General features: G+C 50.8%; 23 protein-coding genes and 1 pseudogene. 8 read left to right on the top strand and 16 right to left on the bottom strand.

All coding sequences use genetic code 11. The features are described 5' to 3' along the window. Positions 1-44: 44 nt before the first annotated feature. Both IT774_RS09740 and IT774_RS09735 read left to right on the top strand, forming a co-directional pair. On the top strand, positions 45-578 hold the full coding sequence (locus tag IT774_RS09740; protein ID WP_195809619.1) for an SRPBCC family protein: 534 nt from the start codon (positions 45-47) through the stop codon (positions 576-578). A 169-nt stretch (positions 579-747) separates the two neighbouring features. After that, on the top strand, positions 748-1,932 hold the full coding sequence (locus IT774_RS09735; RefSeq protein ID WP_195809618.1) for an MFS transporter: 1,185 nt from the start codon (positions 748-750) through the stop codon (positions 1,930-1,932). Positions 1,933-1,980: 48 nt separating this feature from the next. On the opposite strand, the gene IT774_RS09730 is transcribed toward IT774_RS09735, so the two are convergent. The 14 genes from IT774_RS09730 to IT774_RS09670 form a co-directional block, all read right to left on the bottom strand. Beyond that, positions 1,981-2,196, bottom strand: coding sequence for a VOC family protein (locus tag IT774_RS09730; protein ID WP_195809617.1), 216 nt, complete (start codon positions 2,194-2,196; stop codon positions 1,981-1,983). A gap of 5 nt (positions 2,197-2,201) precedes the next feature. Further along, positions 2,202-2,396 (bottom strand): hypothetical protein, encoded by a 195-nt coding sequence (locus IT774_RS09725; protein ID WP_195809616.1) that lies wholly within the window; start codon positions 2,394-2,396, stop codon positions 2,202-2,204. 14 nt (positions 2,397-2,410) lie between these two features. Continuing rightward, positions 2,411-2,791, bottom strand: a complete 381-nt coding sequence (locus tag IT774_RS09720; protein WP_195809615.1) for a hypothetical protein — start codon at positions 2,789-2,791, stop codon at positions 2,411-2,413. 26 nt (positions 2,792-2,817) lie between these two features. Beyond that, a complete protein-coding gene (locus IT774_RS09715) occupies positions 2,818-3,012 on the bottom strand; it encodes a hypothetical protein (RefSeq protein ID WP_195809614.1) in 195 nt (64 codons plus the stop codon). Beyond that, a complete protein-coding gene (locus tag IT774_RS09710) occupies positions 3,012-3,347 on the bottom strand; it encodes a GNAT family N-acetyltransferase (protein ID WP_195809613.1) in 336 nt (111 codons plus the stop codon). Before IT774_RS09710 ends, IT774_RS09715 begins: the two co-directional genes overlap by 1 nt. A gap of 125 nt (positions 3,348-3,472) precedes the next feature. Then, entirely contained in the window at positions 3,473-3,853 is a 381-nt protein-coding gene (locus IT774_RS17885; RefSeq protein ID WP_332308838.1) for a DUF885 family protein, read from the bottom strand. Further along, the gene (locus IT774_RS09705) at positions 3,817-5,421 is read right to left on the bottom strand and encodes a DUF885 domain-containing protein (RefSeq protein ID WP_332308837.1); all 1,605 of its coding nucleotides are present in this window, start codon (positions 5,419-5,421) and stop codon (positions 3,817-3,819) included. Before IT774_RS09705 ends, IT774_RS17885 begins: the two co-directional genes overlap by 37 nt. 232 nt (positions 5,422-5,653) lie before the next feature. Next, positions 5,654-5,878, bottom strand: a complete 225-nt coding sequence (locus IT774_RS09700) for a hypothetical protein (protein ID WP_195809612.1) — start codon at positions 5,876-5,878, stop codon at positions 5,654-5,656. Positions 5,879-6,089: 211 nt separating this feature from the next. After that, entirely contained in the window at positions 6,090-6,989 is a 900-nt protein-coding gene (locus tag IT774_RS09695) for a hydroxymethylglutaryl-CoA lyase (protein ID WP_195809611.1), read from the bottom strand. After that, entirely contained in the window at positions 6,982-8,982 is a 2,001-nt protein-coding gene (locus IT774_RS09690; protein ID WP_195809610.1) for an acetyl/propionyl/methylcrotonyl-CoA carboxylase subunit alpha, read from the bottom strand. Before IT774_RS09690 ends, IT774_RS09695 begins: the two co-directional genes overlap by 8 nt. Next, positions 8,979-9,788, bottom strand: a complete 810-nt coding sequence (locus IT774_RS09685) for an enoyl-CoA hydratase/isomerase family protein (RefSeq protein ID WP_195809609.1) — start codon at positions 9,786-9,788, stop codon at positions 8,979-8,981. The genes IT774_RS09690 and IT774_RS09685 overlap by 4 nt, the downstream gene beginning before the upstream one ends. A gap of 14 nt (positions 9,789-9,802) precedes the next feature. Further along, positions 9,803-11,410: a carboxyl transferase domain-containing protein gene (locus tag IT774_RS09680; RefSeq protein ID WP_195809608.1), complete on the bottom strand. Its 1,608-nt coding sequence runs from the start codon at positions 11,408-11,410 to the stop codon at positions 9,803-9,805. 66 nt (positions 11,411-11,476) lie between these two features. Further along, positions 11,477-12,646, bottom strand: a complete 1,170-nt coding sequence (locus IT774_RS09675; RefSeq protein ID WP_195809607.1) for an isovaleryl-CoA dehydrogenase — start codon at positions 12,644-12,646, stop codon at positions 11,477-11,479. Continuing rightward, positions 12,643-13,050 (bottom strand): MerR family transcriptional regulator, encoded by a 408-nt coding sequence (locus IT774_RS09670; RefSeq protein WP_195809606.1) that lies wholly within the window; start codon positions 13,048-13,050, stop codon positions 12,643-12,645. The genes IT774_RS09675 and IT774_RS09670 overlap by 4 nt, the downstream gene beginning before the upstream one ends. A 267-nt stretch (positions 13,051-13,317) precedes the next feature. Between IT774_RS09670 and IT774_RS09665 the strand changes: the two are divergent. The 5 genes and pseudogenes from IT774_RS09665 (at position 13,318) to IT774_RS09645 (ending at position 20,269) form a co-directional block, all read left to right on the top strand. Next, positions 13,318-14,492 (top strand): annotated as a pseudogene (locus tag IT774_RS09665) (thiolase family protein). Positions 14,493-14,890: 398 nt separating this feature from the next. Next, the gene (locus tag IT774_RS17750) at positions 14,891-18,031 is read left to right on the top strand and encodes a S8 family serine peptidase (protein WP_195809605.1); all 3,141 of its coding nucleotides are present in this window, start codon (positions 14,891-14,893) and stop codon (positions 18,029-18,031) included. Positions 18,032-18,101: 70 nt separating this feature from the next. After that, a complete protein-coding gene (locus IT774_RS09655) occupies positions 18,102-18,329 on the top strand; it encodes a hypothetical protein (RefSeq protein WP_195809604.1) in 228 nt (75 codons plus the stop codon). Beyond that, complete coding sequence (locus IT774_RS09650) at positions 18,317-18,673, top strand: PEP-CTERM sorting domain-containing protein (protein ID WP_195809603.1); 357 nt, start codon at positions 18,317-18,319, stop codon at positions 18,671-18,673. Before IT774_RS09655 ends, IT774_RS09650 begins: the two co-directional genes overlap by 13 nt. A gap of 186 nt (positions 18,674-18,859) precedes the next feature. Further along, positions 18,860-20,269, top strand: a complete 1,410-nt coding sequence (locus IT774_RS09645; RefSeq protein ID WP_195809602.1) for a GGDEF domain-containing protein — start codon at positions 18,860-18,862, stop codon at positions 20,267-20,269. A 38-nt stretch (positions 20,270-20,307) separates the two neighbouring features. On the opposite strand, the gene IT774_RS09640 is transcribed toward IT774_RS09645, so the two are convergent. Then, a complete protein-coding gene (locus tag IT774_RS09640; RefSeq protein WP_195809601.1) occupies positions 20,308-22,197 on the bottom strand; it encodes a M1 family metallopeptidase in 1,890 nt (629 codons plus the stop codon). A 129-nt stretch (positions 22,198-22,326) separates the two neighbouring features. Continuing rightward, the gene (locus IT774_RS09635) at positions 22,327-22,743 is read right to left on the bottom strand and encodes a hypothetical protein (RefSeq protein WP_195809600.1); all 417 of its coding nucleotides are present in this window, start codon (positions 22,741-22,743) and stop codon (positions 22,327-22,329) included. Between the two features lie 153 nt (positions 22,744-22,896). Here IT774_RS09635 and IT774_RS09630 point away from each other — a divergent pair, with 153 nt between their 5' ends. Beyond that, on the top strand, positions 22,897-25,245 hold the full coding sequence (locus IT774_RS09630; protein WP_195809599.1) for a TonB-dependent receptor: 2,349 nt from the start codon (positions 22,897-22,899) through the stop codon (positions 25,243-25,245). Positions 25,246-25,248 lie beyond the last annotated feature (3 nt).

The raw sequence follows: 25,248 nt of genomic DNA, 5'->3' as shown, positions 1-25,248 counted from the left end.
ATAAAATGTAATATCTGAGTACGGGTTTCAAAAGGAATAAGAACATGGGATTTCTGAAAAAAGCGCTTTTTATTGTCAGTTTTATTTTAGTGGCCGTGGTTCTTATCGGATTTTTACTGCCTTCGGAGTATGAGGTTAAAAGAAGTATTGTCATTGAAGCAGAGCCTGAGGCTATTTATTCCGAAGTGGTAAATTTACGGGCGTGGCAGAACTGGGGAGTGTGGTTCCAAAATGATCCCGATATGCAGATTGAGTATGGCGGACCCGACCGTGCAATCGGGATGTATTCCAAGTGGCAAAGTGAAACGCAGGGCGACGGCGAAATGGAAATTACCGAATTGCAGCACAACCGTGAAATCGTCTACAGATTGTATTTCCCGGAGTTTGATATGGGCTCTACCGGTGCCGTTAAATTACAGCCTACCCCCGAGGGAACCCGGGTGACATGGAGTGATACCGGGACGGTGGGCAACAACCCTATGAACCGGTACTTTGTCCTATTTCTGGACGATATGATTGGGCCAGATTTTGAAATGGGGCTGGAAAATCTGAAAACCGTGGTAGAAAATAAAACATAAGCGACAACAAAGCGCCACCCGATTAAACGTAATGCTTGATGTCCAGAGGTGATCAGGCCTGGTTCCTGGTTCGTAGTTATGCACAATAGTATGGTGCCTGATAGTCCTGTTACCGACTCCCTGAATTGGTGACAGTCCTGGCCCGCAACCACCCACCACGGAGTCTGCGGTGAGTAACAACCAATCGGGCAGGCTGGTCGGCAGCCTTTCTGCCAGTAAACTAGCCGACTTGCTTATCTCGGCAAAAACCACTCTTCCTGCTTTGCTTATTACCCTTGGTGCCCCCGCCTGGATGGTTGGCTGGCTGGTGCCTATTCGTGAGTCAGGCGCGTTGTTGCCCCAGGCCGCTATTGGACTGATGTTGCGAAACATGCAGGCGCGCCATACGGTCTGGCGGCTTGGTATGGCAGTACAGGTATTATCCTGTGTTGGTATGCTTATAGCAGCCATGCTGCTTGAAAATTATCAGGCCGGCTGGGCTATTTTGGGCGCCCTGGTATTGCTTAGCCTGGGGCGATCGGCGTGCTCACTGACCGTAAAAGATATCGAAGCTGATATCGCCCCGAAAGGCGAGCGCGGGAACTTACTGGGAAAAGCCTCTACCATCTCGGGTCTCCTGTCATTGGGAATTGCCGTACCACTGGTGTTTTTTCAGTCTGAACTGGGACTCACGCTGATTATTGCGTTAGTGGCCCTGGCCGCCGCAGGCTTTTTCAGCGCGCTCTTGTTTTTGCTGCCGGTGAAAACCTATATAGCTGATAAAAAAGAAGATAATGAAAGCGGTTCAGAACAGCATAGCGCGACTTCCTTCTGGCAATTTGATTCAGTGGTGTATCGTTTTGTGCTGGTACGTGGTCTATTCGTGCACTCAGCGCTGGTGGCACCGTACTTTATGCTGGAAAGCAGCGCCGCCGCAGACACCTTATTGCCGCTGTATCTGGCCGCGCAAGCCGCAGCAACCATGTTGTCTTCCTTGCTCTGGGGCCGTCTGGCAGATGCCAGCGCCAAACGAACATTACGTGTGGCGGGTATCATTGCGGTAACCGCCTGTATCGGGTTACTGGTGTTAGATACCTCATCACTATGGTTATCCGGCTTGTTGTTTTTTGTGCTTTCCATTGCCCACACCGGGGTCAGGACCGGCCGTAAGACCTACAGTCTGGATGTTAAGGAAGGGCAGGGCCGGACCGAGCTGGTTGCCTTCAGTAACACCTCAATAGGCTTGATATTGTTAGCATTTGGGGCGCTGTATGCTGCTATTAAACCGTTTATTGGTTTTTCGGTGGTCTACATAATGACCGTGGTACTGCTGCTGGCTATGGCGCTGACGTACCTGCTGCCAGATGAAAAATAAGTCGTTCAGAAAGGTCATAGCCCAGCGGCAGAGATATCTGACTGCAGCTCAGTCGGTGTGCGGCATCACATTTGATGTGGCACGCAAAGATGCGGTTATCGGCATTTGTGCTGTGGCGCGGTAAAGGGTAACGAGGTTTCCTGCGGGGTCGTACAACGTGGCTTTTTGCCAGGCAGCCGTGGTGGCAGTGGGTAGCTGAACAAATTGCAGTCCACTGGCCATGAGGTTAGCCACCAGCTCCTCAAGAGGGTCTGTCTCAAACACAATCTTCACATTTTCACATGAGCCTGGGGCGTATGACGAAGCGAAAAATGCGTTTCCCAGGCGGGGCAACTGAATTCGGCGTAAACCGGCGTGGCGACGATCTGGATGAAGCCCAGGGTTTGGTAAAACCCCACATTTCGGGCCATATCAATGGCGGGGATGGTATCGTCCCGAACTGACATCGTTAAAAAGCTCCCCAATTAAACCCACCTGCTTACATCAGGTTTTGAACCACAAGTAGCCCTGGCATATAGCATAGTAGCGCCAGACTTACTGAGCCGGTCAGGCCCCAGGCCACCAAACAGCACAGGCTTTGCGCACTAAAAACATCCGGTCGCGATATGGCACGGTAGGGTAAACTGTGCCAGAGTGCCCCTGCCACAGTACTTAGATGCGCTATCACGCTACTGACCTGGCGTGACACTACACGCGTTTTGGCCAGCAGCGGGGCCACCCATAGCAGGCTATAGGCGAAGGCAGTTTCAATGCCGCCGAACTGAAGTAGCAGGGCCAGCTCCGGCGCGATCAGCGCCGCCCCCAGGATAGCGGTGCCAATCACTATTTTGCCGGTCAGACCAAGCGCATGCCATTTCATTGTAATCACTTATTTGGCTTGTCAGGTTAAAGGCTGTTTGCAGAAGCAGCCAGACGATTGATATGAAAACGCAAAACCGTGGTGTTATTAACCACAATCTGGCTACTCAGCTCGCCGCCACATTTCTCAATCAGCTTTTGGGAAGCCGGATTATCGGCATAGCAGTGAATTTGTATTGGGCTGATATTCATCGAATTGGCCCGGTGAACACTGGCTTGCATCAGATATGCTCCGGCCCCTGTTTACGGTATGACGGGCGAATGCCAATGCCAATATGCCCCCCTGCTTCAGTCAATGCGCGGTTAAGTTTATGGCGGATATTAGCGACCCCTATGAGTTCGTTATTATGAATCATCCATAAGGTGGTGTTTGGAACGCGTTGATGGGGCAGGTCGACACCCTGCTCATAATTATTGAGGGTTTGTAGTAACCCCGGAAAGTTGCGATGGTCCAGATCCATTGGCATCGGATAGCGTTCTTCATTGCCTAATTCGGCAAGGTAGTTATGATAGGACTGCCGATAGTGCATGGAGGGTTTAACGATCTTAAATTCCATATCAAAGCCGTTGTTGGTCAGACTGCTAGTGTCAGTGCATGTATTCCTTAAATAAGTATAGCCTGAAAAAAGCCAGGCGTACCAGCGTATTTATATTCTGTCATGGCACTGGCACGCCCTAATCACTATTGTGCGTTAATCCACTGTTCTACATCCTGTTTCACCATTTTCATAGGACGAGCGCCCGGTAACAGAATGATGTCGTGGAAGGCCCGAATATCAAACTTTTCGCCTAGTGCGGTACGGGCCTGCTGCTCCAGATCAACAAAAGTCAGCATCCCCAGCTTATAACCCAGCGCCTGGCCGGGCCAGGCCATGTAGCGTTCCACTTCAGGAACCACATCAGACAGCGAGGTCCCCGTAGTGCTATGAAAATAATCTATGGCCTTTTGTCGGGGCCAGCGCTGGTGATGCAGTCCGGTATCGACCACCAGTCGTACCGCCCGGTATAGCTCGGCCTGCAGACGACCTAAGTCCCCCAGCCAATCATTTTTATACATACCCATATAGTGGCTGGCGACATATTCTGAATACAGTGCCCAGCCTTCCACATATGCATTGTAGGGGCATTTTGTCGCATCAAACCAATATCCTGTTGCGCCATATTCAATGCAATCTGAAAATGGTGTCCGGGCACTGCTTCATGATAGGTAAGTGTCTTCAAACCAAACTTAGGCACGGCCTGCATATCACGCAGGTTAATCCAGTAAATCCCCGGCCGACTGCCATCTAATGAGGGCGGGGTATAGAAACCGCCAGCTTCCCCGGCTTGAGAAACCTCGGGGATACGGCGTACCTCTACCGATTGTTGTGGCAACGTGCCGTAAAAATCCGGAGCCTGTTGCATAATGGCGGTGGTTTCTTCACGTAAATAGGTAAGCAGCGCCTCGCGGCCGGCATCCGTATCCGGGTAGATTTGCCCGGGGATATCGGCAAGCTGCATCATACGTTCGCCGACAGTGCCATTGGTATAGCCATTGGCCTGCAATATCTTATCCATTTGCAAAGTAATGCGTGATACTTCATCCAGCCCAATCTGATGAATTTGTTCGGCGCTGTAGGCAGAGTCGGCTAAGTTTTTAATGGCATGGGCGTAAAACTCAGCACCGCCGGGCTGTGCCCAGATACCGTCTTTATCGCGGGCTCTCAGCTGATTGCTTGCCACTGCCTGACGTGCTTTTCGGTAAGCCGGGTAAACCACCGCGGATACATGTTGTGTCGCTTGTTCTTGCAGCGCCTTACGGGTTTTATCCGACATCGTACTGATGTTGTTCAGGCGTTTAACAAAAGAGGTCACCAGTTCATGTTCGGCAGGCGGGCTTTGCAGAAACCGGTCAAAAAAGGCCAGGGTTTTTGGGTGCAGGTTAGCCGGCAGAATGATGCCTTTTTGTGCATCAGCTTCAAATTTTGCAATGACATCGTCGACCAGCTTACCCATGTTTGCCAATCGGGCCAGATAATCCTGCGCTTCGGCAGGGCTGGTAACAGATTGTTGCACCTGCATCAGTTTAGGAATATCGATCAGCGGGCCGGAAATTTGATTAATAATGTAGGGTAAGTGCCCGCCCCAGGTATCAATATAGCCCGCCGGAAAGTCTTTATCACCGGCATAATAGCCAAAAATATTCGCCAGAATCTGGCGGTGTTGTTGTTGCGATGCCGACAAAGACGAAAAAGATGATGATTGCAACGCCTTGGCAGCACTGGCCATAGTGCGCTGAAAACGATTCATGCCGGACACCGAATAATCCGGGAAACGGCTATTATAATGAGCGCCTGCCCGTGCTTCCGGCAACGCCAGCATGGTCGCCAGGGTCGGCTGTTGATGAAGAAAGTCGGCAGTGGCCTGGGATTCAATCTGAGTCAAAGATTCATCTGATTGTTGGGCCGGCGAAGCCTCAGACGCGACAGCAGCAGAGCCATTAGCAGAGACAGAACCATCAGCTGAGGTAGAGCCATTAGCCGGGGTAGAGCCATTAGCCGGGGTAGAGCTATCAGCGGAGGTATAATTTCCGGAACAACCTGTCAGTACGCCGGTAATTATCAATGACGCTATTTTATATTTGGTTTTCATGGTGATGCGACCTGGTTAAACAGCAGTTAAGCCATTGTGCATGGTTAACGCTGTATTGTTAACTTAATGATTACATTAAATTTGCAGAAAATGGCTTGCTTGTTGGCAAGCAGGGCAGAATGAAGGTGGCCTGGTTCATAAACAAAGGGGCGGCACCACAACTTGGTGGATATTTGCGGTGAATCAGCGAAGCCGGCGGCATGACTAAACAGGGCCATGCTCAGCGCAAAGGCTACCAGAATTGCGCCAGCGCCAGCGGTGTCAACGCCAGGGTAAGCACGCCCACCACCACGAACAGCGCAGGATTTTGGTAGTCCGGCTTAAAGCCAGCCAGCAACACCCACCGGGTGATAAACCGGCCTATGGGTAGCACCAGTAACTCATACAACATCGTCAACAACAGCCACCGCAGGGCGCGACCCGCGACTGTGCCTAGATAGCTCAGTGTCTCATCCATGATTTTGTCTCCCTGATGTTGTCTCAATGCGTGTCTGCTTCAGTATCAGCGCCAGCCAAAAGTTACCATACTATTTCTGTAAACAGATAATGAAATCATCAGTTGTAAGGCGTTTAACTGACGTATCACAGTTTGCAATATGGTGTTGCTCAATGACATAAAAAAGGAGCCCGTTGGCTCCTTTTGGATGATCACGTTGTGGCCCTGTGAACTAGCTAAGCAGGGCGTTGGCAACCTTGGATGCCGGCTTGCGCTGCAGGGTGTCACTGATGTACTTGCTGGCCAGTAATAAACTTTCCATACTGATGCCAGTCGTGATCCCCATGCCATTTAGCATATACAAGACATCCTCAGTAGCCACATTGCCACTGGCGCCTTTGGCATAGGGACAACCACCTAAGCCCGCCACCGCACTGTCGATAACACTAATACCCATAGACAACGCCACATAAAGATTTGCTAATGCCTGGCCGTAGGTATCATGAAAATGGACCGCCAGCTGCTTAGCAGGAACCTTCGCCAGTACCGCCTGCAGCATGTTTGCGGTTTTGACTGGCGTACCGGTACCAATGGTGTCCCCTAAGGATATTTCGTAGCAACCCATCTCCAGCATTTTGCTGGCCACGTCGGCTACCTGCTGCGGGTCAATATCCCCTTCGTAGGGACAGCCCAGCACACAGGAAACATACCCGCGCACCGGCAAATTCGCCGCCCGGGCGGCTTCACACACCGGCGCAAAGCGCTCCAGACTTTCTTGTATAGAACAGTTGATGTTTTTCTGACTGAAGCTTTCAGAAGCCGCACCAAAAATGGCCACCTCATCCGCTCCGGCAGCCTGGGCGGCCTCAAATCCACGCATATTGGGGGTAAGGGCACTGTAGCTTATGCCGTCACGACGCTTTATCTGCGCAAATACGGCGTCTGAGTCGGCCATCTGCGGCACCCATTTAGGTGACACAAAACTGCCGGTTTCAATTCGCTTAAGACCCGCATCAGCCAGCTTATCCACCAACATCGCTTTAACGGCAGCATCCAGTTTAACGGCTTCATTTTGTAAACCGTCCCGGGGGCCTACCTCCACAATACTGACCTGCTCGGGGAAGCTACTCATCGGCTTTAAACTCCAGTAACTGGGCACCGCCATCCACCAGATCGCCAGCTGCAAAGAAAAACTCTGTGACTACCCCGTCAGCGGGCGCCTTAATAGCGTGCTCCATCTTCATGGCTTCCATAACCAGTAGGGTGGTGCCTTTTTTAACCTGGTCACCGGCGCTGACCATAGTATCCACCACAGTACCATTCATGGGGGCGGCAAAATCACTGTGCAGACTGGCATCCTCAGTTTCTCCCAAATCAGGAGCAACATAATGCATATCCACCGTGCCGTCAGTGCTGAACAGGGTGTAGTGAGTATGATCCTGACTAAAGCCAATGCGCTGTTGATAACCATCTATGTGAGCATGCAGTGCATGTTTATCACAATGACCTGCCAGTGCAAACTGCCGATCATTGTATTGCAGCTGCCACTGATTAGGCTTGGTGGTGGTACCGGTGTGCACAATACTGACCTGATAGGTTTGCTGATTTATCACCAGCTCCAGCTGCTGTTTCAGCTGATGGTTAGCACGCCAGGCCAGGGGAAGATCCCATGGCGATGAAACCGACCCAGACGGCGCTTCATGTTGATGTTGCGTTAGCATAACCAGTAACGCCGCGGCCGGTAACAAAGATTCATCCTTCTGGCCAGGCTGGTTAAACAGACTGTCGTGGTGAGTTTCAATAAACGTAGTTACCAGCTCGGCCTGTCGAAAAGCAGGATGGGCGGCGACATTGTATAAAAATGGTAAGTTGGTGGTCACCCCCGCCACATGATACTCACGCAGCGCCGTCAACAAGCGTTGCAATGCGCGTTCACGATTGGTATCCCATACCACCAGTTTGGCGATCATCGGGTCGTAATACACACTGACCTCATCACCCTGAACCACCCCGGTATCGACGCGCACGTGCTCAGATTCCTGTGGCGGACGTAGCAGTTTTAGCGTGCCGGTGGCCGGCAAAAAGTCGTGCTGTGGATCTTCGGCATACAGCCGCGCTTCAAAAGCATGGCCGTTAAGGGTCAGCTCACTTTGTTGTTTCGGCAATGGCTGACCATCGGCCACGCTTAGTTGCCATTCCACCAGATCTTCACCGGTGATTTTCTCGGTCACCGGATGCTCAACCTGCAAGCGGGTATTCATCTCCATGAAATAAAAACTGCCGTCGGCATCAAGTAAAAACTCAACCGTCCCTGCGCCGACATAATTTATCGCATGGGCCGCTTTAAGGGCAGCTTCACCCATTTGCTGACGAAGGGATTCGCTCATGCCCGGAGCAGGGGCTTCTTCGATGATCTTCTGATGACGCCGCTGTACCGAACAGTCCCGCTCAAACAGGTACACGCCATTACCCTGGGTATCACAAAATACCTGAATTTCCACATGCCGTGGCGAGGTCAGGTATTTTTCTACCAGCATAATATCATCACTGAAGCTGGCCATTGCTTCGCGTTTTGCAGCGTTCAGGGCATCGTCAAAGTCACTTTCGCTCCACACCTGACGCATGCCTTTCCCGCCACCGCCGGCAGCAGCTTTTAGCAGCACCGGGTAGCCCATGTCATCAGCATGTTGTTTTAAGGTGGCGGGGTTCTGATCATCGCCGTGATAACCGGGCACCAGGGGGACGCCGGCATCCTGCATAATACTTTTGGCAGCAGATTTTGAGCCCATAGCCGCAATCGCCTGCTCTGGCGGGCCCACAAAGATGATGCCGGCCTCAGCGCAGGCACGGGCAAAGCCGGCGTTTTCAGACAAAAAGCCATAACCGGGGTGAATTGCATCCACATTTAGGGTTTTGGCGTGCTGTAAAATGACCTCGCCTTTCAGATAGCTTTCTTTTGACGGCGCCGGACCTATATGTACTGCTTCATCAGCCATACTGACATGCAACGCATTGGCATCGGCATCCGAATATACGGCTACGGTACTGATCCCCAGCTTGCGGGCGCTTCGAATAATCCGACAGGCAATTTCGCCGCGATTGGCAATAAGAAGTTTGTTAATCATGATTTGTTCTCCTGCCAGGGGGCAGGTTCTTTTTGCAAAAATGCCTTTAGACCCTGCTGACCTTCATCACTGACCCGAACTTTAGCAATCCACTCACTGGTTTTTTTCATCAGCGATTCATCGATAGGAACACCGGCCACATATTCCACCAGGGTTTTGGCCTGGCCCACTGCCTGTGGTCCGTTTTTCAGTATCTGAGTGATCACATCCTCGATGGTGGAGTCCAGTTCATCTTCGGTAACGGCTTCAGATAACAGCCCTAAACGACGGGCACGGCGCGACGAAAACACTTCTGCGGTCTGAAAATAGCGGCGACAAACCCGGGCACCCATGGCTTCCACCACATAGGGCGCAATCGTTGCGGGAATAAGCCCGATACGCACTTCGCTTAAGCAGAATTTGCTCAGGCGGCTGCCAATGGCGATGTCGCAGCAGGCGATTAGCCCCACGGCGCCACCAAAGGCGGCCCCCTGAATCCGGGCAATCGTGGTTTTGGGCAGGCTGTACAACGTCTGCAGCATCGTGGCCAGCGCCATGGCATCTTTTTCATTTTGCGCTTGGGAGTAGTCAGCCATACGCTGCATCCACTGCAGGTTAGCACCGGCGCTAAAGCTCTTACCTTCGGCCTGCAACACCAATGCACGCACCTTGTCGTCGGCACCGGCCTGTTTGAAATAACCGGTTAATGTTTCAATCATCGCATCATCAAATGCATTATGCTTTTGCGGATTATTTAGCGTTACCGTAGCAACACCGCGTGCATCAACATCGTATAAAACGGTTGATGACGTAGAAGAAGTAGACATTGTAAATGTGCTCCTTACATTCTGAAAATGCCGAACCGAGTCGGTTCAATGGGTTTATTAAGCGCGGCCGATAATGACAGGCCCAGCACCAGACGGGTGTCAGCCGGGTCGATGACACCATCGTCCCACAGACGTGCGGAGGCATAGTAGGGATGGCCCTGGCTTTCGTAGGTATCGATAACCGGTTGTTTGAAACTGGCTTCTTCTTCGGCTGACCAGTCTTCGCCCTTGCGTTCTTTCTGGTCACGCTTCACCTGCGCCAGTACCCCGGCAGCTTGTTCGCCGCCCATCACTGAAATACGGGCGTTCGGCCACATAAATAAAAATCTGGGGTCATAAGCGCGGCCACACATACCATAGTTACCGGCACCAAAGCTGCCACCAATCAGTACGGTAAGCTTGGGCACATTGGCGCAGGCCACCGCCGTCACCATTTTGGCACCGTGTTTGGCGATACCGCCTGCCTCATATTGCTTGCCCACCATAAAGCCGGTGATATTTTGCAAAAATACCAGCGGGATATTGCGGGTGGCACACAGTTCGATAAAGTGGGCGCCTTTCAACGCACTTTCGCCGAATAGAATTCCGTTGTTGGCAACAATACCCACCGGCATGCCGTAAAGCCGGGCAAAGCCACACACCAGTGTCGTACCATATAGCGGCTTGAACTCATCAAATTCTGAGCCATCGGTAATGCGCGCAATAATTTCGCGTACATCAAAGGTTTTGCGCGTGTCTTTGGGAATAATGCCGTACATTTCGCTGGCGGCATAAAGGGGCTCTTTGGCTGGCTTGGTATCCAGCAAAGAAGGTTTAACCCGGTTCAGCCGGGACACCGCATCACGGGCCAGGGTTAAGGCGTGATGGTCGTTGTTGGCCAGCTGGTCCGCTACCCCGGAGGTGCGGGTATGAACATCACCACCACCGAGCTCCTCAGCACTGACCACTTCACCCGTGGCAGCTTTGACCAGCGGTGGTCCACCTAAAAAGATGGTACCTTGTTCTTTAACAATAATGCTGACATCGGCCATGGCCGGTACGTAGGCACCGCCGGCGGTACAAGAGCCCATGACCACGGCAATCTGAGGAATATTTTTGGCCGACATATTGGCCTGATTAAAAAATATCCGACCAAAATGTTCTTTGTCCGGGAACACTTCGTCTTGACGGGGCAGGTTGGCGCCGCCTGAGTCCACCAGATAAATACAGGGCAGATTATTCTCTTCTGCAATGGCCTGAGCCCGCAAATGTTTTTTCACGGTAAGCGGATAATAGGTACCGCCTTTAACAGTGGCATCGTTAGCCACCACCATACACTCAACGCCTTTCACCCGGCCAATACCGGCAATAACGCCAGCACCCGGTACATAGTCATCGTAAACTTCCCACGCGGCCAGCTGACTTATTTCCAGAAACGGCGTGCAGGGGTCCAGGAGAGCTTCAATGCGCTCTCTGGGTAATAGTTTGCCCCGGGACAGATGACGCTCAGCAGACTGTTTGCCGCCGCCCTGCATAATTTGTGTGACTTTGTCGTTTAGGTCATCGACCTGCGCCTGCATGTGCGCCTGGTTGGCCTTAAATTCTTCGCTTTTCGCATTAACAGTGGTAGTAAGTACGGGCACGTGTCCCTCCAATGCAATTCAATAAAAAACCGGGGGCAGCCCCCGGTGTGCTGCCAAGGGGTTAAATTACTCAGACTCTTTAAACAGTTCGCGGCCAATCAGCATGCGACGGATTTCTGAGGTACCGGCACCTATTTCATATAATTTGGCATCGCGTAACAGCCGGCCGGTAGGGTATTCGTTCACATAGCCGTTACCACCCAGCAGTTGAATCGCATCCAGTGCCATTTTGGTGGCCAGTTCCGCAGAATACAAAATTGCCCCGGCGGCATCCTTGCGGGTGGTTTCGCCGCGATCACAGGAGCGGGCTACTGCGTAGACATAAGCACGGGCCGCGTTCATCTGGGTATACATATCGGCCACTTTGCCCTGAACCAGCTGAAACTGACCTATCGACTGGCCAAATTGTTCGCGTTCGTGAATATAAGGGACCACCACATCCATACAGGCCTGCATGATACCCAGCGGGCCACCGGATAATACCAGCCGCTCGTAATCCAGACCGCTCATCAGTACTCTTACCCCCTGGCCTTCACCGCCAAGAATATTCTTGGCAGGAACTTCACAGTTATCAAAAATCAGCTCGCAGGTATTCGATGAGCGCATACCGAGTTTGTCGAGTTTTTGTGCCTGCGAAAATCCAGGGGTGTCTTTTTCAACAATAAACGCGGTGATGCCTTTTGCCCCGGCAGAAGTGTCGGTTTTGGCATAAATTACAAACGTATGGGCATCAGGGCCGTTGGTGATCCACATTTTGTTGCCGTTTAGCACATACACATCGCCTTTTTTCTCGGCGCGAAGTTTCATGCTGACCACATCAGAACCGGCATTGGGTTCGCTCATCGCCAGTGCACCAATATGCTCACCGCTTACCAGTTTGGGCAGATACTTTTCACGCTGTGCATCAGAACCATTTTTGTGAATCTGGTTTACACATAAATTAGAGTGAGCACCATAACTCAGACCAATCCCCGCAGAGGCGCGGCTGATTTCTTCCATAGCCACAGTATGGGCCAGATAACCCATATCACTGCCGCCGAATTTTTCGGCAACGGTAACACCAAGCAGGCCCATCTCGCCCATTTTTGGCCATAGCTCATTCGGAAACATATTGTCTTCATCGGCTTTGGCCGCCAATGGGGCAATTTCATTCTGGGCAAACTGATACACCTGGTCGCGCAACATATCAATGTCTTCGCCCAGGCCAAAGTTCAAAGTAGGGTACGGAGTATTCATGCGATGTTTCCTCGTTTCAGTTCAGACAGCTCTTCCCGACAACGGGTCTCTACATCATCCAGCTCGCTCATCAGGGTGGTGATGTCTTCAAGCTGCTGATTCAGGACTGCCCGTTTTTGTTCGGTAAGCTGCAGCATAGTTTGTAGCTGCACCGCCGAATCTGGATTGCTATCGTATAATTCAAATAACTTTTTCACTTCAGCCAGTGAAAAGCCAAGGCGTTTTCCGCGTAAGATTAGCTTTAATCTTACGCGGTCTTTGTTACCGTAAATTCGGTTTTGACCGGTACGGGCCGGACTCATCAAACTTTGCTCTTCGTAAAAACGAATCGAGCGCGGGGTGATATTGAACTCACGTGCCAGCTCACCAATAGTGTAGGTTGGTTCAGATTTGTGATGATTCATTCCACAACACCCTGCCTGTGATGTTAATGCGCTGACGTAAACTTTCCGTGTCATATTGGTGCTTAAATAACATCCATAATTTGACACTTTGAGTGTTCAGGTTTACGTTAACGTAAATTGCACATTACGTTAAGGTAAAGTAACAATTACTTAACGTCAACATGGCAACACGTTATTACGCTACAGACCAGTATTCTGCGCAGCGAGTTTTAGCCGCAGAACTGGATCGGTAATCCATGATGTCTGAACAAATAAGGCAAACCTATTATGAATAATGAAGCAGTGGTCATCGTCGCCGCAAAACGGACTCCTATGGGGGCTTTAATGGATCTCTGGCCGGGTTTTCCGCCACTGAACTGGGCGCTAATGCCATTACCGCCAGCTGTGAAAATGTGGATTTGAGTCAGGTTGATGAAGTGATTATGGGCTGTGTATTACCCGCCGGTCTGGGGCAGGCCCCGGCACGGCAGGCATCGCTCAAAGCCGGGTTACCGCTGTCTGCCGGTGTTACCACCATCAACAAGGTTTGCGGTTCGGGCCTCAAAGCGGTGATGATGGCTCACGATCTTATTAAAGCCGGTTCCGCTTCGGTTGTGGTGGCTGGCGGTATGGAAAGCATGAGTAACGCGCCCTACATGTTACCCAAAGCCCGTTCGGGTTATCGTATGGGACATGGTCAGGTACTGGATCATATGATGCTTGATGGTCTTGAAAACGCCTACGACGGTAAAGCCATGGGGTGTTTTGCACAGGATACCGCCGATGAAGAAAATATCACCCGTGGGCAGATGGACGAATTTGCCTTGCGCTCGTTATCTCGGGCCAATGAGGCGATTGAAAGCGGGGCATTTGGTGATGAAATCGTGCCAGTCACACTGTCGACCCGCAAAGGTGACACGACCATCGATACCGACGAAGGTCCGGGCAGTGCCCGTCCCGAGAAAATTCCGAGTCTGCGTCCGGCCTTTAAAAAAGACGGTACGGTCACCGCCGCTAACTCTAGCTCTATTTCTGATGGTGCGGCATCACTGGTGGTAATGAGTGAATCTAAAGCCAGTGCCCTGGGATTGACACCGCTGGCTAAAGTAGTCGCTCATGCGACTCATTCTATCGAACCGGAAAACTTTACCGTGGCGCCGGTAGGAGCCATGGAAAAAGTGTTAGACAAAGCCGGCTGGAGCAAAGAGGAGGTGGATTTGTTTGAAATCAACGAAGCCTTTGCCATGGTAACCATGCTGGCGATACGCAAAATGGGTCTTAATGAAGATAAAGTTAATATTCATGGCGGAGCCTGTGCTTTGGGACATCCCATTGGTGCCTCGGGTGCACGCATTTTGGTGACATTACTGCATGCACTAAAACGTACCAACGGTAAGAAAGGCGTGGCTTCCCTGTGTATTGGCGGCGGCGAAGGCGTCGCGCTGGCCGTGGAAACGCTGTAAAGGCAAGTTGCCAATTAAATAAAAATTGTATTTTTCGTAAGCAACTCTTTTTGTTGTGAATATTAAAAAAAAGCCTGGCAATTTTGTCAGGTTTTTTTACATTTACCTCGAAATTAGACCTTCGTATAAATAAAAAAGACTTTTACATCAATGTATTGCAATTGCCCCCAGACTCTTGCATATTTTCCCAGCGGGGGATGATTCATGGTGAATTTTCTTCCGTCTCTAATAATAAATCCAGAATAAGAAACTCGCCAGAACGCGACACCCCTTAAGTGAAACAGTCCTGAATAAGGCTGTAACCGCATGGAGTACAAGGGGACAACGCAGCAGTATTGTGTAGTGATACCAAAAGATACTGACTGCAAAACTATAAAAAGTGTCGATGGGAGACGCAAATGACGTTCAAGAAACATCTATTGGGAACTATGGTCTCAATGGCAGTCACCGCTGCAATGGTGCCTGCTGCAATCGCGGGCCATCAGGTTACCGTTGTAGAGCCAGGGAAACTTAAACAAGTTGGTCCGGTACAGCCGGCCCGGGCAAAATCAGGCGTATACATTGTTCAGCTAAAAGACGCCGCAGCCATTACCTATGCAGGTGAAATTGGCGAATTAGTGCCAAGCAATCAGGCGGTGGCGGTTACCGGTAACCGTTACAATGCCAAAAGCAGCAAAATTCAGGCATACACCAACAAACTAAAATCCCGTCAGCAACAAATCGCCAGTGCCTCAGGCACGGTAGATATTCTGCATAACTATGTGCATACCTTTAACGGTTTTGCCGCCGCTATGTCTAAGTCTCAGGCCGAAGCATTGCGTTCAAATCCCGATGTAGTGGGCGTCTGGGAAGACGAAATGTTCACCATCGATACTGCTAATACCCCTGAATTTTTAGGATTAACTGGCCCCGGCGGTCAGCATTCTTTAGGCATAAAGGGTGAAGATGTCGTGGTGGGTATTCTGGATACCGGTATTACCCCTGAAAATCCAAGTTTTGCCGACGATGGCAGTTATTCAGATCCGGCCACACTGGGCTGGAATGGTGAATGTGTCACCGGCGAAGACGAAAGCTTTTCCTGTAACAACAAATTGATTGGCGCACGCTATTATGGTGACACCTTTGCCTCAGTGTATGACATCCAAACCGAACTGGGTGAATTCTTAAGCCCCCGGGATGCCGATGGGCATGGTAGCCACACAGCCAGCACAGCGGCGGGTAACGAAGGTGTGGTGGCCATGAAAAATGGCGCCGAACTGGGTGTAATGTCGGGTATTGCACCGCGCGCGCGGGTTGCAGCTTACAAAGTGTGCTGGAATTCAGATTACACTACGCCAGATGGCGAAGACCAGGCAGGCTGTTTCCCAACGGATTCCATGGCCGCCATCGATCAGGCGGTTGAAGATGGTGTTGATGTTCTTAACTTCTCGATTGGTGGTAGTCGCACCGACCTGACCTATCCTTCCACCTCGGCAATGTTACGCGCCGCGGATGCCGGTGTATTTGTAGCGGTATCTGCAGGTAACTCCGGCCCCGCAGCCCAGACCATCGGCACCCCGGCGCCATGGGTCACTACCGTGGGCGCTTCAACCTATGATGGTGAAAGCAAAACCAATGCTATGGTGGCCTCGATTGATGGTAGTGAGCAGCGATTTGGTTTTGTTGAAGGCTCAATCACTAAGCCACTGTCTGAAACTGGTCCTATTGCGGGCGACCTGGTGTTAGCCGAGCCTTTGCGTGCTTGTTATGATGATGGTGAAACACCGACGCCACTTGCCAATGCAGATGACGTGAACGGTAATATTGTACTGATTCAACGCGGCGACTGTGCATTTACCCAGAAAGTTACCCGCGCCGTGGAATCTGGTGCGTCAGCGGTGGTGGTTTATACGGTAGAAGGCAACCCGATTACCTCTTTGGGCGGCGATTATGTTGGGCAAATCCCAGGTGGTATGATTGGCGCCCAGGATGGCGATACTCTGGCGGCAGCCTTAGCCAACAATGAAGCGGTATCGGTAGAACTTAGTGCGTCTATCTTTATGGATCAGACCGAAGTGGGCAATATGATGGCGGGGTTCTCGTCGCGTGGTCCTAATGCTTCGACCCTGGATGTGATTAAACCTGATATTACCGCTCCGGGCGTTCGCATTCTGGCAGCCACTACCGATACACCGATGTTTGGTGAAAAGGGCCAGCAGGTGGCGTACCTAAGTGGTACCTCAATGTCATCGCCGCACATTGCGGGTATGGCAGCCTTACTGATGGGTCAGCACCCAGACTGGACGCCGGCGCAGGTCAAGTCCGCCTTGATGACCACAGCGTATCAGGATGTCACCAAAGAAGATGGTGTGATTCCGGCTGACCCCTTTGATTTTGGGGCGGGTCATGCATCACCGGTTAGCGCGATGGAACCAGGACTGACATACAATGCCGAATTCTTTGATTATATGGCCTTTATGTGCGGCCTGGAAGAAGACGCCTTTGTACTAGAGGCCAGCGGTTTCAGTTGTGGTGCTTATGAAAATGCAGGCTTTTTGACCGATCCTTCACAGCTAAACTATCCCTCTATTGCCATTGGTGAATTGCAGGGCAGTCAGACTGTTTTCAGAACCGTAACCGATGTGTCAGGCATGGGTGGCAACTACACCGTTAGCCTGGAAGGTCTGGAAGGCCTGGATGTTTCAGTAGCCACCTACAATGGCGATGGTGAATTGACAGAAAGTGACAATGTGGTGGTATCTGAAAATGGTCGGGCTGCGTACGGCATCACCTTTGCGAAAAACAACGAGGCGGTGATCGGCCAGTGGATTTTTGGTGCGATTACCCTGACCGGTGCAGATGGCAAGGTAGTTCGCAGTCCTATCGCGGTGATGCCTGCGGTGGATGTGCAGATTGATGTGCCTGACTCGGTATCGCTTGAACTTCGTCGTGGCCGTGCATCGTTCCCGGTACAAATGAAGTATTCAGGGCGCACCAGCATTGATTATGCCGGGTTGGCCGAAGCCGAATACTTTAACGGTCAGGTAACGCAGGATCCATCACAGTCCTTCGAATTCCTGGGCGCAGGCACAGTGTACACCACCTGGTCGGTGCCTGCAGGCTCTACCGTGGCGCGTTTCTCGATGCGCGATGAACTGGTAGAAAAAGAAGGCGCGGATCTGGATTTGTATGTGTACCGCTGTATTGAGTACTCGTGCACACAGCTTGACTCTTCTTTAAATGCCGGCTCTAACGAAGATGTCATTATCACTAATCCTGAGCCGGCTGCCGGTGAGCAACCAGGTAACTTCTACCTGACATTTGTGCATGGCTGGTTCGTGCCTGATGGTGTTACCAACTTCAGCGTTCAGGGCTGGGTGGTAGATGAGAAAAATCGAAATACTCGGGTGACCTCATCTCGCCGGGCGGTAGAAGGGCGCTTTAACAATGTGAATGTAGTCACCCGTGGTTTGAGCGAGGGCATCCATATGGGCAGTGTCAGCTTCTACGATAGCGAAGGTAACCTTCAGGGCACCACCGTAATGGAAGTTCGTAACTAAAAAAACAATAACAATAATAATGAAGTAGGGGCCTTCGGGCCCCATAATAAAATCCAAAGGAATACACAATATGATGTCTTTAAAAAAATTAGTTTGTTCAGCAGCATTGCTGGTAACCGCGGCCACGGCGTCTTTGTCAGCAAATGCAGGGTTGATAACGCAACAGGTACGAGTTGGCGGCGAACTTATCGCCACCATCGATGTTGACGTGGATAACGCAGCATTAGGGCAGATGATGATTGATGGCGATGATATTACTCGCCTGGGGACTTTTTTAATCCTGAGATGTTTACCTTAGCAAGCTTTACGTTTTTGGGTGAAGCCCTGGACCTGGTTAACGATGTGTTTGCGTTTGATTTTGAACGGGATTTTTCATCGCCCACAAATGGTTTTGACTTTCTGTTCTTTGACATCAATACCACTGCCTTTGGTGAGGCTGAAGAGCTGGCGGTAAGCTTTTATTTTGATCGCGCGTTTCCGATGGATAGCTCACTGGAAATCTTCTCGCTAGGAGGAGATATCGTAGATCAGGCGTTTGCCGATGACGGTATTGAGTTTTCGGTAGTGCCTGAACCCTCTGTACTGTCAGTGTTTGCCCTGGGTATGATGCTCTTGTTGACGGCCCGCCGCCAACGTCGCTAAGAACCATCTCGATACGATAACAAGCCCTCGTTTGAGGGCTTTTTTTTGCTTTATTGCCAGTGACATCCCATGTATTTCTGGCAAAGCTGACTATTACCAGCTATATGTATTATTCACCTGTGTTGCATATCCACGGTGAAACAGAGATACTAATCGAATTAATTAAACATTTAAAATCAGGTGCTTGTGTTTAAAAAAGGGATCTTCTATACGCTGCTTTGCTTACTGGCAATAAGCTCAGGAAGTGCACCTGCTCAGTCTGACTCGGTAATTTATTGCGCCCGGGAAAACTGGCTGCCCTATGAGGGCGTCCGTAACTCCCATCATATTGGCCTGATTCCAGAATATTTGCGCTTAGTGAGCGAGTTAACCGGCCTTGAGTTTAAACCGTTAAAAACGGTAAACCGACAGCAAAGTCTCAGAAATCTGGATACTAACCAGTGTCAGGTCGCGGTACTGAACCAAAATTTCGGGGTTAACGATCCCTCAATTCAATTTTCTTCCCGTTTTATGGACATTCCCGATGTACTTGTAACCCGCAGCGGTATGCCGATGTTACAAGGATACGCAGGGGTGGGTGAACGGCGACTGGCCGTGGTGGAAGATTATCAGCACCGCGATTACCTGAACCGCTACTATCCAGCCATTCAGGTGATTCCGCTGGCCTCTGAAACCGAGGGATTTCGGGCATTACGACGCGGTGACGTAGATGTGCTGGTGGGGTCTTTATTGAGTGTAAATGCCCATCTTAATAAGCCGGATGGCGATGATTTCATCATTAGCGGTATTGCCCAGCCCTATGATGGCCTGCACTTTGCGGTGAGTGCCGATGCCGCCCCCTGGCTGCTGCCCCGGTTAGAACAAGGCATCGGTAAAGTGCCGGAAAGCCGCAGCGTCGCGTTATTTAAACAGTACAACCCGGTAAAAGTGCGTCAGCGCCAGCAACTCTGGCCGATGATTTTCATCGCCGCGGTAGCGCTGATGTTTATAGTTATTATTGTCTGGCGGCAACGGGTGTTAAGCGAATTCAGACAAACCCTGCGTAATCAGTCCGCTGAGCTTGCCTCGCAGCAAGTGGTGATTCTGGAAAAAAGCCGTACTATCGAATTTTTAACTAATCACGATACGGTGACCGGTTTATACAACCGCAACCATTTTATTTTGAAAGGCGAAGAAGAAATTTCAAGGTTTACCCGCTTTCATTCGCCCGCCGCACTGGTGGTGATGGAACTTATTGGCGTAAAACCGGTTACGGGTGAAGCAAAAAAACAAAGTGACGCTTTTTTTCTGCGTATTATCGGCAAGGCATGTATCGCCTCGGTACGCGAGGTTGATGTGGTGGCACGCTGGAGCAATGATCAGCTGATATTTCTTTGTCCCCAAACCGGGCAGGATGATGCGATGACCCTTGCGCATCGCTTGCTGTACAGCATAGAAAATGCCGCCGTAGAAGCCGGGTTTGAAGTGAATATTGCGGCAGGGGTGGCCGGTTTGCAAACCAGTTGGTCGTTCAATGACTGGTACGAACAAGCCTGCAGTATTTTGTATCAGGCCCGCCGCCAGGGAGGCGGGGTGGTGAGTCTGGATTATTTTTAAACCCTGACAGTAACCGACCGCCAGGGTTTACCGTGAGTTTACTTTTCAACAAAGCCCTGATTGGCTTTGATTGTAAGTGGGTGATACCCGGATTTCGCTTCGTTAAAGGCTTTGGTGGCAAATGCTTTGCCTTCCTCGGTTTTGGACAATTCGCGGTACAAGGGTTTAACCAGCTTGTTACGACCGATATTCACCAGATACTCGTACAGCCGATCGTAGGCAGGCTTATATTCATTTTTAACCGCAATCAGCAGCCAGCTATGAGCAATTTCATTGTTTTGAGAGGCAGTTAAATTGAACTGTGAATCCAGCGCCTGAAGTTGATCTGCTGATAATTCCTGGGGCAGGTTGTTCAGAAAATACAGCCATTCGTGGGTGGTCCAGGCCTGGGTCTTAATGTCGGTTACTGCCATTTCCTGGTCCAACCAGGCGCTGCGCATACGATTTATCTTAGCAAAGGCATCTGATTGAGGTACCGGTGCGCCCTTAGGTAGCCCGGGCTCAAAAATCCATTGCTTGATTCGCTGTTTACTGAGCTTTTCAGGGTATTGTTTAAGCAGTGTCTGGTCTAAATAATCAATAAAGCTTTGGGTAGTGATACTTTGAAAAGAAAAGTGTTCAAAGTAATCCATCAAAAATGCATCGAAGTTGTCGCGGCCTACTTTTTGCTCGATTTCACGAAGCAACAGCGCGCCTTTTTCGTAGGGAATATCCGAAAACACGTCATCCGGGTTACGACCCCGAAGATCAATAGCCAGTATTTCATCTTTAGCCTTTAATGCCTCAATATCTGTCTGCAGGCTTTGATAGCCTAAAACCGCTTCCATGTTGTAGCGATCTTCACCATACAACTGTTCCATAATTCGGTAGGTCAGATAGGTGGTAAAGCCTTCGTTGAGCCACAGATCGCGCCAGGTGGCATTAGTAACCGCGTTGCCCGACCAGCTGTGGGCAAGCTCATGGGCAATCAGGGCAACCAGACTTTTATCGCCGGCGATCACCGTTGGCGTAATAAACGACAGTCGAGGATTTTCCATGCCACCAAAAGGAAATGAGGGCGGTAAAATAAGAAGGTCGTAACGATCCCACTGGTAGGGACCGAAGGCTTTCTCGGTCAGCTCCAGCATACTTTCAGTATCTTCAAATTCGGCGGCGGCAGGAGCAAGCAGCTCAGGCTCGGCATACACGCCGGTACGCTCACCCATGGCCTGAAATTCCAGATTGCCGATAGCCAGGGCAATCAGGTAAGACGGAATAGGCTGGGCCATGGTGAAATGATATTCACCGTCGCGGGCGGTATCCGGATCGTTGGATGCACTCATTACCGCCAGCAACTCTTGTGGTGTATGAATAGTTGCCTCATAGGTCATGCGCACCTGGGGGGAGTCCTGCAGCGGGATAAAACTACGCGCATGAACGGCCTGGGCCTGGGTGAACAAAAACGGATACTGCTTGCCCGCGGTTTGTTCCGGGCTCAGCCACTGCACACCAGAGGCCGACGGTGAGGTCTGGTAGGCAATAGTGACCTTGGTGGCTGACTCAGGCAGCATAATTTGTAAGGCCGATCCCAGTTCGGGATCAGCAGGTTTTAAATCATAATCTACCTTTGTGCCATCCACGGTTACATTATCAATCATTAAATCCCGGGTATCCACAATCAAAGATTTGGCAGCCTCGTCGATACGCTCAAAGCTTAAGGTTGCCTGGCCATGCAATACACGGCGCTCAAAATCGGCAGTGAGATCCAGATCCAGGTGGGTGACCCTGACCTGGTCAGGATTGGAGAATGAATGATAATCGGTACTGGCTTCAAATTGCTCAGTAACCGGTTGTGGTTTTGCGGAGGCTGACTGGGCATTGGGCGTTGCGGTTTCACTGCATGCAAACAGCAGCGGCGAAGCAAGCCAAATCCAACTGAATTTATTCATTATTATCCTTATTCTGGGGTATTGGAAGATAGACTGATATTGCTGACGTTATGGTATCGCGGTGAGTACCGCTGTCCAGCAGGTTTTTGGTAAAACCGGCGTCTGGGGGACGCCGTCGGGTCGATAAGTTTATTTACTTAGGGTGAAGCGGTTATCGGCATCACGCAGCAGGTATAAAGCAAAACAGGCGCCCCACATCGGCCATGCCGCAAAAAACAGCAGATTGTTGAACGCATCGAAATACTGCGGAAATGAGGACAAGGTCGACGCGCCGTGCAAGATGAAAATAATGCCATAGGTCCAGCGTTTAGCCAGGCCCGCCACAAATGCCAGTATCAGCACCATCTGCAGAGCACCCAATACATAGATGGCGATTTCGCCCACGCCTTTGATTGAGTAAAAGGATTCAAAAATACGTGCGCCATGCTCCGGATTAACAAACTTGTCCAAAGTCCAGACCAGCATGACTAAAAATACGGTCAGGCGAAGTGCCAGTAATGACCAGCTGAGACGAGCCTGTAACGGCGAGATTGAGGGGTGAGACATAAAATTTCCTAAAGTCTGATATGATTTGATATGACACAAGAACGACTAAGCAATGGTTTTATTTCAGAAAATTACAAATATTTTTTGTTTGTGCTGAAAGTTTTCTTAACCCGTATCGGTCGGTACAGGTAAGCATACATAACTGGAAAATTCATGAGCAATGTTATCGGCAGGTGGGATTATTTTCATCTTGCAATTATAAGTGCACTGGGCGCCACCGCAATGGCCCACGCCCAAAGCGACATCGAAGTCATCCAAATCACCGGTAACCAGGACGAGCAAATCTCACTAAACCCAGGGGCAGGCAAAGCCGGCAACTTGTTTGGTAAGGACATGGCGGTCAGCGATATCCCTCGTGCGATGACTTCCTTGTCTGATGAAGCGCTGACCCGATATAACATTGCCAGTTTACATGATATTGCGCGGGTGGCTCCTAATACCTATGCATCAAGCGGCTTCGGCACCCCAAGTTTGCCGTCAATGCGAGGCCAGTTGGGCGAGTTGTTTCAAGATGGTATTCGTCGTCAGGCAGGCAATAATGGTTTTGGTTTACCCTTTTCGTTTAACAGTGTGGCGCAGATGGACATTGTAAAAGGGCCGCCGATGGTGTTGCTGGGCAGCACTCAGCGCAACGGTGGCTTTGTGAATATCCAAAGCAAAACCGCTGATTTAAACCATAATCGCGGCCTGGCCCAGATAAGCGCGGGTCGCTGGGATCGTTACACGGCGTCGGTCGATTATTCGTATGTGCTGAACCCCGGTACTACCGCGCTACGCATGAGTACGCAGTGGATTGATGCCAATAGTTTTTATCAAAACGCCAGTGAACAAAGCGAAAATGTTTTTGTTACCCTGCGCCACCGGTTTAATCCGGCGACCCTGTGGGATGTCAGCGTTGAATATTTTGATGCCAGATACCCGGATATTGCGGGAATCAACCGCCCGACCCAGGCCCTGATTGACGATAACCTGTACATCACCGGGCAGGGGAGGCAGCCTGGCGGGAATACGATTCCTGGTCCTGGTGCCATCGTGTCACCCGAAGGGCAGCAGCGTATCGACCGCTCCAATGTACTTACGCATCCCGATGATATCAACAGCGCCAACACCACTATTGTTCGCAGCCGCATGGAAAGCGCGTTGTCGCCTTATTTACAGCTTAGAAATATCAGCTATTACCAGCATCTTGAGCGCGAAGAAATTGCCACCAACAGCTTTGTAGAAATTATCGATGGTGCGCATACTGTTCAAAACCGGCTTGAACTGGATATTGAATTAAATCAGCAGCAGACCACCACCGTCGGCCTGGATCTGCGTTACAACGATGTGCTGGGTTACAGTCAGTTTACCACCGAAGCCGACAATCCTATCGATTTGACCGGGCCGCTCTCGGCGCGTTTAATTCCGCTAAGCCTGGCTCAGCAACAGCGCCTGGTCGCATTACGCGAAGGCGTCCTGGTATCGCCGGGGGCCCAGTACGATATTAATAATGATGGTCAGGGCGACTTCAATCTTTCTGATACGACCGACTCCACTACCTGGCAGACCGGTCTGGCCGTGCAGCAGCAGTCGGACTGGAGTTCCCGGTTTTCAACCATTGTGGGGGTGCGCGCCGACTATTACGATGTCAGTGCCAAAGATGCGTTACCGCCAGCTGGGGTGGCGCCGGCTTCAGATAATTTTAATACCTGGCTGTACAGCGCCCAGCTAAATGCCACGTATGCGATTACGCCCAGCCTGAATGTTTATGCAGCCTACAGTAACAACGATGCCACCTCCAACAGTATGGCAGGCGGTACGGTGTTGGGCGCAGACAATCAAATCAGCGAAGCTAATTTTAATACACAGAACACGCTGTATGAGGCCGGATTGAAATACGCCCCCGACGAAGCTTTGTATGCCGAGTTGGCGATTTTTGAGCAAACCCGGAGTTTGCGTAATCGCGATGGCAGTAACACCGGCATTAGAACCAATGGCTTCGAATTACAGGCATTTTATCAGGGCCCGGATTACTGGTTGAACGCCAGCTATAGTTATCTGGATGCTCAATACGATGACTCGGCCGCTTTTCAGGGGACGGGTCAGGTGGCGGATGTGTTTGATAACAGTGCGCCTGAGCTTATTCGCGGTACCGGGGTGGGCTCGCCTTCCTTTACCGCGTTTGCACCTTCTGACTCAAAGGTCCAGGGGGTCGTGCCACAGCTTTTTGCGATTAATGGTGGCTGGCATATCACCCCGGCAGTTGAGTTGGGAAGCAGCTTTACCTATACCAAAGCCTTCCCGCTGGATTTTTTACAAACAGTATTTATCCGCGATCAGATTCGGTGGGACCTAAACGCTTCTTATCAGCTCTCGCAAAATCTGCAGTTTCGTTTTGACGTGGTGAATGTTACCGATGAAGACAACTGGCAGCCGGTATTTGAAGGCGGCTTTTTTGGTGCGGATCTTGTCATGCCGGAATTACCACGCCATGCTAAAGTCACCATGCGCTATGCATTTTAACCG

This window comes from Salinimonas marina, from assembly GCF_015644725.1.
GTDB lineage: Bacteria > Pseudomonadota > Gammaproteobacteria > Enterobacterales > Alteromonadaceae > Alteromonas.
The sequence above is the reverse complement of the archived record's forward strand: the minus strand, read 5'-3'. Positions and strand labels throughout refer to the sequence as shown.

Excerpts from the sequence above, each read along its gene's own strand:
- IT774_RS09650 (WP_195809603.1), top strand. The coding sequence starts at position 18,317 with ATGTTTACCTTAGCAAGCTTTACGTTTTTGGGTGAAGCCCTGGACCTG.
- IT774_RS09685 (WP_195809609.1), bottom strand. The coding sequence starts at position 9,788 with ATGTCTACTTCTTCTACGTCATCAACCGTTTTATACGATGTTGATGCA.
- IT774_RS09630 (WP_195809599.1), top strand. The coding sequence starts at position 22,897 with ATGAGCAATGTTATCGGCAGGTGGGATTATTTTCATCTTGCAATTATA.
- IT774_RS09720 (WP_195809615.1), bottom strand. The coding sequence starts at position 2,791 with ATGAAATGGCATGCGCTTGGTCTGACCGGCAAAATAGTGATTGGCACC.
- IT774_RS09675 (WP_195809607.1), bottom strand. The coding sequence starts at position 12,646 with ATGAATACTCCGTACCCTACTTTGAACTTTGGCCTGGGCGAAGACATT.
- IT774_RS09715 (WP_195809614.1), bottom strand. The coding sequence starts at position 3,012 with ATGCAAGCCAGTGTTCACCGGGCCAATTCGATGAATATCAGCCCAATA.
- IT774_RS09710 (WP_195809613.1), bottom strand. The coding sequence starts at position 3,347 with ATGGAATTTAAGATCGTTAAACCCTCCATGCACTATCGGCAGTCCTAT.
- IT774_RS09700 (WP_195809612.1), bottom strand. The coding sequence starts at position 5,878 with ATGGATGAGACACTGAGCTATCTAGGCACAGTCGCGGGTCGCGCCCTG.
- IT774_RS09640 (WP_195809601.1), bottom strand. The coding sequence starts at position 22,197 with ATGAATAAATTCAGTTGGATTTGGCTTGCTTCGCCGCTGCTGTTTGCA.
- IT774_RS09655 (WP_195809604.1), top strand. The coding sequence starts at position 18,102 with ATGATGTCTTTAAAAAAATTAGTTTGTTCAGCAGCATTGCTGGTAACC.
- IT774_RS09690 (WP_195809610.1), bottom strand. The coding sequence starts at position 8,982 with ATGATTAACAAACTTCTTATTGCCAATCGCGGCGAAATTGCCTGTCGG.
- IT774_RS09695 (WP_195809611.1), bottom strand. The coding sequence starts at position 6,989 with ATGAGTAGCTTCCCCGAGCAGGTCAGTATTGTGGAGGTAGGCCCCCGG.
- IT774_RS09705 (WP_332308837.1), bottom strand. The coding sequence starts at position 5,421 with ATGAAAACCAAATATAAAATAGCGTCATTGATAATTACCGGCGTACTG.
- IT774_RS09635 (WP_195809600.1), bottom strand. The coding sequence starts at position 22,743 with ATGTCTCACCCCTCAATCTCGCCGTTACAGGCTCGTCTCAGCTGGTCA.
- IT774_RS17750 (WP_195809605.1), top strand. The coding sequence starts at position 14,891 with ATGACGTTCAAGAAACATCTATTGGGAACTATGGTCTCAATGGCAGTC.
- IT774_RS09670 (WP_195809606.1), bottom strand. The coding sequence starts at position 13,050 with ATGAATCATCACAAATCTGAACCAACCTACACTATTGGTGAGCTGGCA.
- IT774_RS09740 (WP_195809619.1), top strand. The coding sequence starts at position 45 with ATGGGATTTCTGAAAAAAGCGCTTTTTATTGTCAGTTTTATTTTAGTG.
- IT774_RS17885 (WP_332308838.1), bottom strand. The coding sequence starts at position 3,853 with ATGGGTATGTATAAAAATGATTGGCTGGGGGACTTAGGTCGTCTGCAG.